The sequence below is a fragment of the Kerstersia similis genome, from assembly GCF_965139615.1.
Classification (GTDB): Bacteria; Pseudomonadota; Gammaproteobacteria; order Burkholderiales; family Burkholderiaceae_B; genus Kerstersia; species Kerstersia similis.
This window is the reverse complement of record NZ_CBCSIQ010000004.1, coordinates 156,727-170,218: the sequence shown is the minus strand read 5'-3', so window position 1 is coordinate 170,218 and position 13,492 is coordinate 156,727. Positions and strand designations below refer to the sequence as shown.

Sequence of the window (13,492 nt, the reverse complement as noted above, 5' to 3'; positions counted from 1 at the left end):
CTACTCCCGAATCTCGTCATACGCAGCTTCACACGCCAGCCCCGCTACTCTAGCTCGATCAGCCTGCGCTGCGTAGATTCCCGCCAACTCGTCAAATTGGCTAAGCAGCTCGGCAAACATTGTGATGGCAGCGGAGGCTGCCTGGCGCTCTGCGGCAGCGGTGGCACGCTCGGCGGCTTCACGATAGCGGGCGGCGACTGATTTTGCCGTGTCCCGCACGCGGACATCAGCAGCACGGCGCTCATCAGCAACCACGCCGGCCAATTTTTCCTGAGTTGCATTTTCCTGTTCCTCAAATTTGTCTCGCCAGGCCTGCTCCTGGCGACGGTAGTCAGCTTCGACCTGGCCGGCAATGAGCGCCTGTGCTGTGCGCTCGGCTGCGGCTCCGCGCTCATACTGCGCTTTGCCGTACATCTTCAGGCCTGCCCATGCGGCCAGCGCCAGCAACACGCCTCCCACGCCGGAAACCAAATAGCCCCTCCAGCCGGCAATCATGTTCAGACGCTCCAATTCCGCGGAATCTGGAAGTGCGGGCCGTCTTTGAACGTCTTCCAGTCACCGCCCCACTCCACCGGCACGCCCAGATCGCGTGCCGCTGACTTCACGGTGTCGGCCATGCGGGCGAATGCAGCCCAATCGTTCCAGGGGATCTCTTTGCCGACGAGCGGCGCCAGATCCACTGCGTGGCCATAGCCGGTTGCCTGCGGCAGGTGATAGCTGTTCAGGGTCTTGCTCGCGCCCTTGGCAACAAGCTCGCGCTGGCGCTCGACAGTCCGCAATCCCTCGACGACCATGAAATCCTGGCTGGCCAGTTCGATTGCGCGCTTGACCACGGCAACGAGATCCGGATGCACGCCCTGCAGGCGATCAATGCTGCGCTGTGACAACGCAAATTTCTTCACTTCAGTACCCATTCTTCTCTCCGATATATAAGGCACGCGACATTGCCCCGTGCACGATGAACAAACACGGCGATCAAAGCCGCGAGCGCAGCATCGGCCGGCGTGGCCATTGCGTGATTAAGCCCAACCTCGACCACCTGCCCGCCCAGCGCCAGGACCAGGGCATAGGCCAGCAGAGACACGCATCGTTTAAAGTTCGCTCGCCCTCGGCGATACGACAGCAACCACGCCAGCGAATACACGTTTGCAGCAATAACGATTCCGGCCAACATGTCAGCCCCTCCCGCGCCAGGCGCTTGTGAGCGCGTCCCAGACAGCCCGCACATCAAGATGCTTGATCCGGTCGATCACGGTGACCGTCGCATGCACAACCACGGCAGACACAAGAAATGCGATCACCAGAGGCGACTTGATCGGCGATAGGGCCGCTACATCCGGCACGGCCGAATAGCCAACCACCAGGCTGATCAAGGCGTAAATAAGACGGGGCAGCAGGCTGGTATCCCTAGCCGTCAGAGCAAACGTCGTCGCTCCTGCAAAAGCCCCGAATACGGCGCCGGCATCCAGCCCAGTCAGCCATGCGGTCGCACCTACTGTTGCTGCTACTGCCCCTGCTGTTGCAACGCTCGTTGCGGGATCAGCCATTCCCTACTCCCCAAAAGAAAAGCCCCGGCGAATGCCGAGGCTGGAAAAAAGAAAACCCGCCGGAGCGGGTCAAATATTTGCTGCGCGACTCAGGTCTGCAATGCTGCCCAGCGGCAACACTACAGCACGCCTGAGATACATCACTGCCATGTGCGGTTGGTATCCGCCGGCAACTACTGCGGGCGAATATTGCTCCCCTGACCAGTCAGGGTTTACGGAAACATTATTAGCAATGGCTCCGCCAGCACTACCCTTGGATACCCCATTCGCAAGCGTCGCCGCCGCACGGCACGGTCTGCGGCCTGAGGGTATGCCTTGCCCGACTCCATTCCCTCGCGACGATCTAGACCTTGACCCACCCGAGTCGCGAAAAAAGACGCTGTAGTCATTGTTCGCGCTGAACACCACATCCATGCGGTGGCTTGTGGCAGCACCGTCATGAATGCCCCACGCTATCACGCCGTTCGGTATCTCGTATGGCCCAGAGTCAAGATACCCGTCGAAGAATACGTCGAATTGCCCCCCTGCCTCCTGCGGGACGTTGATGGGTGTTCTCGTAGAGTATGACGACCGCACCTGGCGAGTCGCTGCCGGGATAATCAGGGAGGTTGCCACCGTGCCTTCCTCCGCCTGGCCGTACCAAAGGTCGAAGTAGGGTCGGCCAGGCAACGCCGCAGCCCTGTTGCCCGTGTACCCCAAGTACAACCCTACTGCTGCATTTTCAGTAATTGCCGGGGTGGTTTTTGTCCCATCAATAGCCACCTGAATTTCAACATAGCCCAGACTAACCCTACGTATGGAATACCTGATGCCTGGAGCGGGATCGCTCGGCACCTCCAACGTGTCCAGTTTAACTCTCGACCTATTCACTCCGGCAGAAAACACTCCTCCATCGGAGTTAACCGCCCGTACTCCAGCTAGGAATTCCTGGGTATCTCCAGCTTTCCTTGCGTAAATGGTGTACACCAATTTCTGGCTGGCCGGCATGGGAACGAGAGAGGATTGAGTTAGGCTTGTACTGTTTCCAACAATCCTAACCGCAGAATTTCCTCCATCAGGGGAGTCAACATTTTCGGCAATTGTGCCGTTAGCATTCATTGGGAAATGGCTCTGTTCGAATATCGAAAACGGCCCAAGGCCTACTGGCCTGTTTCCACTAACTGTGAGCAGGTTTGTTCTGGAGGGTTCAAGCGCCAGGGCATAAGACCCAAGCTCATCCACCCAGGTCACAGGCGGTACGTTAGCCCTGACGACCGAATATTGGCCGTCTTTGTTCCATACGCCGCTATTACCAGGACGGGAATATACGAGCGCGGGAGGGACGTCACCGCGAGAGAAATCCAGATCAAGATACGCTGCTGGCCGTGCTGGTTGCAGGGTTGAGATAGGGCCAAGAACGCTCATACAGCCCCCCTGAAGCTCTTGACGGGCGGTTTAGCAGGTGTTACCCCCCCCCCTTCTTTTCACTATATGAAAATTGAAGAAATTTTTTCACTCTTACTCCAAAAAAAAGAACCCGCCAAAGCGGGTGAATTATCAGGAGATAGCAGGAAATCATCGCATACTCGCTGTTTTCAAATCGTCCAATGTCCCAGCCGGAAAAATCGCGGATCGCTTCAAATATGCAGCACCGTTTTCCTTTCCATAAGCCCCGATAGCATGCCCTGCCAATGCCGGCGCGTTCGCCATGTCGGCGTAAGTCTCAAGAGACAGAACATTTGCTCCACTCGGCGAGCCGTAAGCTCGATTATTTGCACTCCTCGCCGTGCATCTGACAAATCTCCGCCCTCCTTTCGACAAGGCCACATCGTTCGCAGAAACGAAGGTTCGAGATAAGCCCTGAGCATCAGCATGACGAATGGAATGGCTAGCTGAAGTTGACCAAATTACATCCACCCGATTTCCTCCGCCTACATTCCTGATTCCCCACGGAATTACACCATTTGGAATTGCCCATGGATGTGCATCAATCACACCCTCAACAAACCAGTCGAACTGAGCGCCGGCTTCCGTGGGCATTACGATTGGAGTAATGCCACTATAGGCAGCACGTTCTGTGTACGAAATTCCCGGCTGGATGAACGACGAAATAACCGGATTGCTTGATAAATTTAAGCGCCAATAATCAGCACGGATATCCCTAGCACTTGATCCGTGTATATAGAAAGCGACTACATCTCCGGGACTAAAGCCACCCCTCACAGCATCCACTTCGAGCCAATCTCGGCACCGACGAGTGACTCTAAAATATTGATTGCTAGTGTCAGGAATGGTCCCAAGTTCACCGGAACCCAGATCAAGCGTGACAATCGGAAAATTCGTAGCAGTAGTACTGTTCCTGAAAAAAATAGGAACCACTCTCTCCCCCAGCCCAAGTCCTTTCCGAATAAAAAACTTCGCACGGGCGTAGGTTGTCGATGTTTGGAAAGAGATAACCGGCCCCTGTCCAGCCGTCCGTTTCCCATTTACCCGCAGAGCAGTCATAGATCCGTCTGGGGCATCAACAAAAACAGCACTTTCCTGAATCGCTGGAATATCTGTCGCCGGGGCTATGTCGTACCCCAACGTTCGCCGAAGCCATCCAGAATCATTGGGATTGAGGACATTTCTGAGCCGATCGCCTGGCTCAAGTGCCAATGCGTAACTGTTGAGCTCCGGCACCCATGTGATCGGCGGAACATTCGGCCCGACGACAGAGTACTTGCCATCCTTGTCCCAGACGCCATGGCCCGATGCTCGGGAATAAACAAGATTCCCCGGCGTATCGCCGTTACTGAAATCAAGATCAAGATAAGTTGCAGGCCGGGCCGCCTGCATCGTCGAAATCGGTCCCAACACGCTCATACTCGCACCCCCGTTGCAATCACATCAATACCGCCCACTGATTTCACCTGCAGCGATTGCCCGGCCGCCAGCGCATCGGGCGACAGCATGCGCATGCTGGCCCCCTCCTCGGCTTCCTCCCCATCGAACAGCGTTCGTATCAGCGTGCTGCCGGCAACAATCCTGGCCGACACAAAAGCAGAGCCCATCGCCGTATTTGCGATCCAGAGCGCACCGACAGAACCTGCTAGGTTCGTGACAGTCGTCCATGTGTCGCCCGATACGCTGGCTACGCGGCTATACGGCTTCAACGTAGCCAACTGCTGCCCCAGGCCAGCCCATGTGACTGACTGATCGGAGTACGCTTCAAGAACGTCCCCCGGCTCAAGCGGCAGCAACGGTATGCGAAGCCGGGTTGCGTTGTCGCCCGCGTCTGCGGGCAGCAAATCAGCTGGCACGATCAATGCCGTGCCCGCTGATTTACGCAGACGCAGCCCGATGGTGGCGCCGGCTGCCGCCGCATTGGTTGCCGCCAGATTGAACAGCACCACCGTTGCCGAGGCCACACCAGACGCCACTACCGTCCAGTCGCCGCCCGACGTTGTGACCCTGTACGGGATATCAGTCGCCATTGACCACTCCCGCGCCGTCCTGAGCTGCCAGCTTGGTCTGCAACGCGGCTATCTGCTCTTTGTAGCCGCGCTCGATTTCGGAAACAGCCCCCACTATGTCGTGAAAGAGGCCGTTGGCCAGCTGCTGCGTCAGTCGGTTGCCGATATTTGCCACGATAGCCTGCTGAATTTTTTCCATATCGTTTTCCATAAAAAAGCCTCGACAAAATGCCGAGGCAGAAATGACTATGAGCGGGCACTAGTATCCAGACAGGTCAACGATCCATATCTTGCTCGGGCCCACGACCTGACCTTGCTCCGGCGGCATTCCCGGCCACGCCCCCCACCAAGGGAACGAATCCAACCAAGATGTCTCCCCGACACGAATTCCGCCTGGAACAGTCTGGTAGCTCTGAACCCCCCAGGCCTGATCCAGAACACCGCCATTTCCGGACGTTGGGGTGTACCGATAGCCGTCCGATCGGGCCGGGCTCAACACTACGACACCGGCACTGCGATCAATTGGGGCCTGCAACATTCCAGTAAATCCATAAGGGACTTCGTGATGAGACAGGATGCGCAGATAATCCCTTCCGCTATCGAATGTGACAATCCCATCGGATGCACGACGCAAGATGACATGTCCAGTTCCGTCCGTGGTCGGCTGGGGATCACCGAAAACGAAGAAGTCAACATCGACGCCATTGTTTGCGTAATCCCCAACCAGCCTGACCTTCAATGTTCCTTGGGCGGTGACTGAAACACCGTCAACGCATGCCAAGCCCGACGTACAGCGGGTTGCGACAACAGGAAACCCCATATCCCCCATGGGGATCTCAAATTCATGAAATGCATATTGGGGGATATGGACACTTCCTCTCTGCCTAACAACCATATTCTGGTACGTATCGTCAACGAGGATGCTTCCACCGGAAGGCCTCCTAACCCGTATCCTCGCCATCAAAAAATCCCATATATCAGATAGAAATCACCGGTTATATATTGCCCATTCAAGTGCTTTATCGGTCCCCAAGAAATCACGTTCCCATTCAGTTCAGCCCCAGAAAACGAGATCATGAAGCCCCCAACAGCCCCGTAGATATAAAACCAAGGCTCACCGTCTTCCGGCGCAGCAGAGATCGTCACGCTCCCCCCGTCTTTGTTCATAAGTACCTGCCCCAGCCGCTTGGGCATCGAGCGAGACAAGTCGTACTTAATCGTGCCATCCTGGTTTCGGATAATGAACTTTGGCATTTAGAGTCCTATTTCAACCACTCTGACGCCGTTGGCGGCCTGAATAACCCACTCCGATCCGGTGAAAGTGGATGTGGCACTGCCATCTGCAGCTCGTATTTCCAATTTTCCAGTTCTCCAGTTTTGACGCATGATTGGCTGTCCGCCAACGCTTGCATCGGACTCCATCCAGTCTGCTAATTTCGCACTACCGATGCTTGCATTGCCGATCAGCGCCGTGTTCATCACTGCGCCGTCAGCAGAGACCGAGAAAACCGGCACCAGGGTTCCGTTCACGCTTGTCAGCAGATTCATTGATCCCGCTAGTACATTGAATGACGAGTTCCCCTCGCCATCAATGCCCAGGCTCGTGCCCGCGATGTAATCCACCCCATTGACGTTCGTCTGCACTTTGACGTTTCGCCACGCCTCGATGCGACCATCGAGCGTAGCCAGCGCAGTGCTTGTCTCTTGAACGGTTGCGGACGCATTCTCTACAGAAGCCTGCAGGGTCTCAAGCTGCTGTGCTTGGGCCTGAAACTGATTGGCCGTTGTCGTTTGCAAAAGCTGAATTGCTGCGGCATTCGTCGCTGCCGATGCAACAGCTTCGTTCGCCGTTGCTTGTGCAGCTGCCGCATCCGCACGCGCAGCAGCAGCTGCCGAAGCTGCGTCTGTCGCCGCTTTATCAGTCACGGCGGCCCAGGCGCTACCATTCCACCGTTTTGGCGTATTGGCGTTGCCCGTAATGTCGATCCACAGCGTCTTGTCGTTTCGATATGACGCTGCTGGCGTGGCAGTCTGATAGAGAACCACAGCCTTGCCATCGGCAATGCCAGCTGCAGCGGCTGCCTTTTGATCTGCAGTAGCAGCAGCAGACTGTGCCGCAGCTGCATTCGCTACAGCAAGATCAGCCGTCGCTTGCGCCGCATCGGCATCAGCCTGGGCGCCAGCCGCAGCAGTACCGGCAGCCGTGGCCGTGGCTGAAACAGTATTTATCTGCTGAGCCAGTGCTCCGGTTTCCTCCACAACCGTTTCTCGCACATCCTCAATGCCGGCTGACAGTCCTTCCATCCGCACCGCCTGCTGCTCCACGGTGCGTGCAGTGCGCGCCGTCAGGCGTTGCTGCGTGAGCATCCAGCCCTCGCTATCACCAGCCATCGCTCGCATTTCCAGCTGCCGCAGCGCCTGCTCCTGCGTCGCCTGGTCAAGCGTTTGAATCTGCGTACCCTGGGCTTCGGTTTTCGCCTCCAGCGCAGTTGAACGCTGTGCGAGCGCAGCATCAGCGCTTGCGCGAGCCAGTTCTTCCTCTGCTACTCGGGCGTCAGCCTGCGCAGCAGCAGTTTTGGCTTGCTGGAAACTCGCCGTCAGCTGCTGATTTGTCTGCGCCTGAGCAGACTCCGCGGTCGTGCGTGCCGTTCGTTCCGCGACGATATCTGCCGCATTTTGCGCTGCCGCTGCGTTTGCCTGGTCTGCTGCCGCCTGCGCTGCATCAGCCCTCTGCTGAGCTGCAACTGCCGCTGCAGCAGCATCGGTCGCCGCTTTATCCGTAACAGCCACCCAGGCGCTGCCGCTCCACCGCTTAGGCGTATTGACATTGCCCGTCGTGTCGATCCACAGCGTTTTGCTGTTTCGATACGACGCGGCCGGCGTGGCCGACTGGATCAGTACATCCGATTTTCCGCCAGCAAGGCCCGCCGCCGCAGCAGCATCCTGCGCGGCCCGATCGGCAGCTGACTGTGCAGTGCCGGCTGCTGCGCGCGCTGCAGCAGCGTCGGCAACAGCAGTATTGGCCGTGGCCTGTGCGCCGTCTGCTGTTTGCTGCGCGACATCCGTGCGAGCGCTGACTGTCGAGATCTGGCCCGCCAGTCCCTGCTGCGCAACGTCCAGCGTCTGAACCTGGCCGGACAGACCATTAAGTTCAAACGCCAGAGTCTCCTGACGCCCAGACAGTTCCTCTGTAAGTGTTATCACCTCCTCATAACTGGATACCACGCCGTCAACGCGCAGATCCAACCGCTCTATGCTCTGCACCTGACGGGCATCAGCACGAATCAGGCCGGTGTACATGCCTTCCGCATCGCCTTCGCTGGCACGCAGGCGAATCAACTCCAGAGCGTGGTCAGCCGCGACTTCGGTCAACGCGTCGGCTCGGGCTTCAAGGTTGCCCGTTTTTACGCCCAGGGCCGACACATCCTGCACCAGACCCGCTTGCACGGTCTGGACAGCAGACAGGCCGGATTGCACACCGTCCACATCATTCCGGAGCAGCGTCTGTGCCGCCGACAGTTCGCCTGTCGTCTGCAACAGCTGGCTTGCCGTGGCCGTGTTGTTGTCCGTCTGCGTTTTCAGCGCAACAAGGCTGCTGGCCTGGTCGGCTTGCCCCTGGCGCAACACAGTGATGTCGGACTCGGCCGCCTCCGTTCGCACAGTCAGCACCGTCAGATCCTGCGCCGTGCCGGCCGCTGTCTGCTGCACCGACTGAAGCCCGGACTCGGCATTACCAACTCGGGTTGCAAGCAGGGTCTGCTGGGTTGCAAGCTCGTCAGTTGTTTGCAGCAACTGCGCCGCTGTGTTCGTATTGCCGTCAACATCGGTACGGAGATCAGCAAGCAGTGATGCCTGGCCTTCCTGCGCAGACTGCAGCTGAGCCACGCGGCTGGCATTGTCGCCGCTTTGCTGCTCAACGGTTTCCAGCCGCGATGCTTGCGTTTGCGTCGCCGTTTCGACAATCTGAACGCGAGACAAGGCCGATGCTGTCTGGGTCTCGACCGTGCCAATGCGCTCGGCGTGGCCCACCTGAACTGTCGCAATGTCCTCGATCTGCGACTGCTGGCCGTCAGCCTGCAACTGCAGCCGTTCCATCCGCTGCACCTGCCTCGCATCAGCACGCGCAAAATGCGTGTACATGCCCTCGGCATCGCCTTCGCTGGCACGCAGGCGAATCAACTCCAGAGCGTGGTCAGCCGCGACTTCGGTCAACGCGTCAGCGCGAGCTTCCAGATCGCCTGCTTTCACTCCCAGGGCTGACACATCCTGCACCAGCCCGTCTTGCACCTGCTGCGCGGACGACAGATCCGACCGCACGCCATCAACATCAGTGCGCAGCTGGTTCTGTACCAGGGCCATATTGCCCGTTGTCTGCTGCAACGAACGCACTTCCGATGTGTTGCCATCCACATCGGTACGCAGGCCCTGCAACACCGTAGATTGCCCGTCCACAGTTTCGCGGAGGCCGTCGATTTTGCTGGTGTTCTGCCCGGTACGCGTCTCAACAGAATCTATCCGCAGCGTTTGCGTTTCCGTCAAAACTTCAACAGAAACCATACGGCTCGATAGATCAGCGACGGCGGCGCCCATGCTCTCGTAGTCGCCGATCAGCTCCCAGCGGGCATCGGGCGGCGCCACGCCAGCCGGGATGTCCTGCCGGGCGCGATACAGCTTACCCAGGTATTTGACCAAAGCGCCGGCCAAATACGCCTGCCCAGGCTGATAATCCTCCGTACCCAGGATTTCCGACATTTCGGCCTGCATCGCCGAAATGCGGCCGTCCGTCTCCTGCCGAAGCGTGTCCACCGCATCGACACGGTTGGCAATCTCAGCTGAAATCGCGGCAGTATTCACCGCAATGTCAGCCGCTTGCTGTTGCTGCTTCTGGATGCGATCACGGCTCTCTGCCGCCAATGCATCCGCCTGCTGCTGCAGCCCCGTTTCCCGCGCCTGGGCCTCTGCCTCAATAGCCTGAATATTCTCAACAAGCTGGTCGGCCTGCTGTTGCAGATCGCGAGACTGGTGATCCAGCACACGGCCCTGATCCCGGACCTGGCTGCGTGTCTTCTCGATCAGCTCATCAGTGGCGCCAACTTCGGCGCGTATGTCCAGCATGCGGTAGTCGATGTCCTCGACGCGCTCAGTCATCTGCTGGCCCCATGTCGAGGACAGCACTTGGTCGCCAATAACCTCCAAAATCGGCCCGGGGTCAGCGCTCGTCGCGCCACGCACACCGGCCTCGTCGCTCGACGGATACCATGGCCCTGCTTGGTCAGCATCGTCCCGAATGCGCGCCCAGAACCAGAATTCGGCGCTGAGCGACAAGCCCGTCAGCGTATGAGAAAGCTGCGACGAACGAAACTCCCCCAGCAGCCTGGCATCGAGGAAATTATTGGTCGAGGAATACCAGATTTCGACGGACCGAATCCATGGCGCCGACGGTAGCGTCCAATCCAGCTGGATTGCCATTATCTGGCTAGTGGCCTGCAATGCGAGCAATTCCGGCGGAGGCGTCAGCGTTGCCGAAACCATCCCATTCCACGTCGCCCACGGCCCCTGCAGCGTTCCAATGCCACGCGCCTGGACACGCCACTGCCCCGACTGAAGCGTGGTCGTGATAGACGAGGACAGGTGCGCGCCAAGGTCCACCCAGGTCGCGCCATCATCATTGCTGGCCCGGAACTCATACCGCTCAGCACCGCGTGCCGGCGTGGCCGAAACTACCTGCTGTCCAATCACCGGCGACGCATACAACGTCACATTGTCCACAATGGGCGCGTTCGGATTGGCCGGCAGCAGCGAAACCGGGTTCGGCGGCGGCGCCTCGCCATTTTCGGCGGAATGAACCGAGGGGGCATAATTCACGAAATCCAGGCTGACGCGCTGATTCTCGTCCGGCGTCGCGCTCATTACCTGAGCCAGCAGCGAACGGCGCTCCCCTGGACCGAACTGGTAATGCGTGAATGCCTCTCCCTGGCCGTCCGACACGAAAATCTCGTGCCCATCGACGGTATCGGCAATGCGCATTTCCCGGCCATGGCTGCCCTTCACGACCCGGTACGGGCCATCAGGCGAACCATCACGGCGGCGCAGGTTCACATAGTGATTCTGGCCTTCCCACCATTGAAGGGGCTCGGATGTGACGAACGTTTTGGTTTCGGGATCGTATTCCTCAATGTAACCGGTCAAGCCCCAAGCAGGCACATCGTGACTGATTTCGACAAGATCGCTATAACGCGGAATCAGCCCCGCCATTTCCGTCTGGAACGACACAAACCGGCGCTGGTCGCGGTGCTGCGCAGCCAGGGCAATGCCTTCTCGCCAGGCGTGTTCGTGCTTGGTAATGCCGGGAATTTGCAGGCGATACGGACGCAACCTGGCGCTACCCGGTAGCGCGCAAATCACTTCGTCAGGCTGCCACGTTTCTTCATTCGTGAACTCAACGATGACGTGGTCCGGGCTGTCATGCTCGGGGAACGCATAATCAATGTTGAACGTGTTGCTCACGATGCTGGCAGGCGTGAACATCTGCGTCTTGACTGTCTTCGGCTCATTGCGAATGAAGTCAATGACGCCGGCGTAATACATGGGCATGGCACGGCCCACGCGGGCGATACGGGTCAGCGCATCCCACAGGGTGGTAGCTGTATCAAATACACCGTTGTAATAGTCGCCACGGGCCTCCCAGATTTGCGCCAAGCGATACAGCCCAGCCAAATTGATGCGACTATCCGGCAGCCCGCGACCGTACTCCTGGTTTTTGCAAGCATCAGCCAGAGCCCACGCCGGATTTTTAGTCGCAACCGTGCCAGCAGACCAGCCATTGATCGGATCCCAGGTCTTCAGTTTGCGCGTTCCGATCACGTTCACGCGCCGGGCTGTGCTTTGATTCAGGTTGTTGGTGGCACGGATGATCATTGCGATCAGCGTGACGTTCCCGTACTCACGATGGTCGGGAAGATACGCGCGCATGCCCCCCCATTGAATCAGGTTCGCGCAGCGGCTATCAGTGTCTTTGTTCGACGTTCGCCAGACCTTCACGCGGTAGCGACCTGCCGGCACGGAATACCGGTAGGTCATCATTTGCGCCTGGTTCGTGTTGTTTTCGTAGGTTTCGGAGCCGAGCGAAATTTCCCCGCCGATCACGTTGCCTTGATCGTCGATTTCCTCGGCAGCCACCGACCAGGACACGCTGCGCCTATCCATTCCGCCACGATCATTGGCGTAATACAGCCCCGCAGGGAAAACAATGTCGATGGCAATCTGATTAGCCTGCGTGCCAGCAGGGTTGGCCACAAACGGCCCAACAACCGCGTAGTTATCCTCGTTCGGCCCCTTGAGCTCAATGCTGGAGACGGTTTCCGACGACACCACATTGTCAGGGAACAGCGTGACCGTCCCGCCAGGCTGGATGACCTCGTACTGGACTTCCTCGAAGTTGCCGATAGGCGTATCTTCGATCCGAATTTCCTCGATGTCATACTCGCCCTGGCCCAGGCAGAAAAGCTGATACAGATAGGTCTGGTTGCCCTCCAGCTCGGTGTACGGCTGGGACGCAAAGTCAGGGTAGGCGCGATAACGTCCGTACTGGACCGGGATCGACTCCATCAGGCGCGCCATGTTGCCCTGGGCGCCAATGGTGTATGTCGGGCTCGCCTGCTCGCGGGCCATGGTGGACGGCGTCTTAGCAGGAGGGAAAATCGCGGACAACAGCATCCCGCCGCCGATCGCAACGGCGGCCGCTGCCAGCCCACCAACAGCCGCCGCTCCAAATGTTCCCAGCCCAGCTGCCGCGCCCATCGCAACCGAGCCGATACCCGCCGTTGCGGCCGCAAGCGCCACCATCGCCACAATCTGCAACGGATTCGAGCCACCACCGCCTGCAGGCAGAATGGCGGCCAGCACAACATCATCACGTTCTACCCGGCGCGCCCACTTGTCCTGCGTCAGCCATTCGCCGTTCACATTGACGACAAACACATGGGTGCGCGTCATTTTGCGGCCGCGACCAGATACCAAACCATGCTGGCGCAGAACGGTGTCCAGGCGCGTGCCAGTACGAATGGGCGCAACTTCCCTGTCCAGCTGCGGGCGGAAAGGATTGCGGCAGATGGTGATATTAGGCATGGATTCGATAAAACGTAGGACGGGCATAGCCCAGGTAATTCAGGTCGCGCATGGCGGAGAAAACGACGCCCTTCCCTTCGGCGGCGTGCAGAACACCGCCGCCATCTAGGTCGAGGTAAATGCCAACGTGAGGATCATTTCCGTCACGCAGCAGGACGCCATCGCCGTGCTGGGGCACCTTCACGATTTCCCATTCACCGGAGCGCAACTTGTGCAAATGAAGGTCTCGGGCAGCGTCGCCAAACTCAACTTCCGGAATGCCGCCAGTGAAATAGGCCGCCCGGCAGTGCAGTATCAAACCCCAGCAGTCATACTGGTCTGGACCGCGCGCACCCAGCCGCCAGCCCAGGCCGATATAGCGGTTCACATCGTCAGCAGTCATGG

11 protein-coding genes are annotated in these 13,492 nt (G+C 58.5%); all 11 read right to left on the bottom strand.

The window, feature by feature from the left end:
- The 11 genes from ACNA1V_RS04460 to ACNA1V_RS04410 all read right to left on the bottom strand — a co-directional run bounded on the left by ACNA1V_RS04460 (position 1) and on the right by ACNA1V_RS04410 (position 13,490).
- A complete protein-coding gene (locus tag ACNA1V_RS04460; RefSeq protein ID WP_415832367.1) occupies positions 1–495 on the bottom strand; it encodes a DUF2514 family protein in 495 nt (164 codons plus the stop codon).
- Positions 496–497: 2 nt separating this feature from the next.
- Positions 498–914, bottom strand: a complete 417-nt coding sequence (locus tag ACNA1V_RS04455) for a M15 family metallopeptidase (RefSeq protein WP_415832366.1) — start codon at positions 912–914, stop codon at positions 498–500.
- On the bottom strand, positions 899–1,174 hold the full coding sequence (locus tag ACNA1V_RS04450) for a phage holin family protein (RefSeq protein ID WP_253105373.1): 276 nt from the start codon (positions 1,172–1,174) through the stop codon (positions 899–901). Before ACNA1V_RS04450 ends, ACNA1V_RS04455 begins: the two co-directional genes overlap by 16 nt.
- 1 nt (position 1,175) lies before the next feature.
- Positions 1,176–1,547, bottom strand: coding sequence for a putative holin (locus tag ACNA1V_RS04445; protein ID WP_415832365.1), 372 nt, complete (start codon positions 1,545–1,547; stop codon positions 1,176–1,178).
- A gap of 69 nt (positions 1,548–1,616) precedes the next feature.
- Positions 1,617–2,951 carry a phage head spike fiber domain-containing protein gene (locus ACNA1V_RS04440; protein ID WP_415832364.1) on the bottom strand — a complete coding sequence of 445 codons (1,335 nt, stop codon included), beginning with the start codon at positions 2,949–2,951 and terminating at the stop codon, positions 1,617–1,619.
- 150 nt (positions 2,952–3,101) lie between these two features.
- Entirely contained in the window at positions 3,102–4,391 is a 1,290-nt protein-coding gene (locus ACNA1V_RS04435; protein WP_415832363.1) for a hypothetical protein, read from the bottom strand.
- Positions 4,388–5,002: a hypothetical protein gene (locus ACNA1V_RS04430; protein WP_415832362.1), complete on the bottom strand. Its 615-nt coding sequence runs from the start codon at positions 5,000–5,002 to the stop codon at positions 4,388–4,390. The genes ACNA1V_RS04435 and ACNA1V_RS04430 overlap by 4 nt, the downstream gene beginning before the upstream one ends.
- Positions 4,992–5,192 carry a hypothetical protein gene (locus tag ACNA1V_RS04425; protein ID WP_415832361.1) on the bottom strand — a complete coding sequence of 67 codons (201 nt, stop codon included), beginning with the start codon at positions 5,190–5,192 and terminating at the stop codon, positions 4,992–4,994. The genes ACNA1V_RS04430 and ACNA1V_RS04425 overlap by 11 nt, the downstream gene beginning before the upstream one ends.
- 749 nt (positions 5,193–5,941) lie before the next feature.
- Positions 5,942–6,235: a hypothetical protein gene (locus ACNA1V_RS04420; RefSeq protein ID WP_415832360.1), complete on the bottom strand. Its 294-nt coding sequence runs from the start codon at positions 6,233–6,235 to the stop codon at positions 5,942–5,944.
- The gene (locus ACNA1V_RS04415; RefSeq protein ID WP_415832359.1) at positions 6,236–13,135 is read right to left on the bottom strand and encodes a host specificity factor TipJ family phage tail protein; all 6,900 of its coding nucleotides are present in this window, start codon (positions 13,133–13,135) and stop codon (positions 6,236–6,238) included.
- Positions 13,101–13,490: an NlpC/P60 family protein gene (locus ACNA1V_RS04410; protein WP_415832358.1), complete on the bottom strand. Its 390-nt coding sequence runs from the start codon at positions 13,488–13,490 to the stop codon at positions 13,101–13,103. The genes ACNA1V_RS04415 and ACNA1V_RS04410 overlap by 35 nt, the downstream gene beginning before the upstream one ends.
- Positions 13,491–13,492 lie beyond the last annotated feature (2 nt).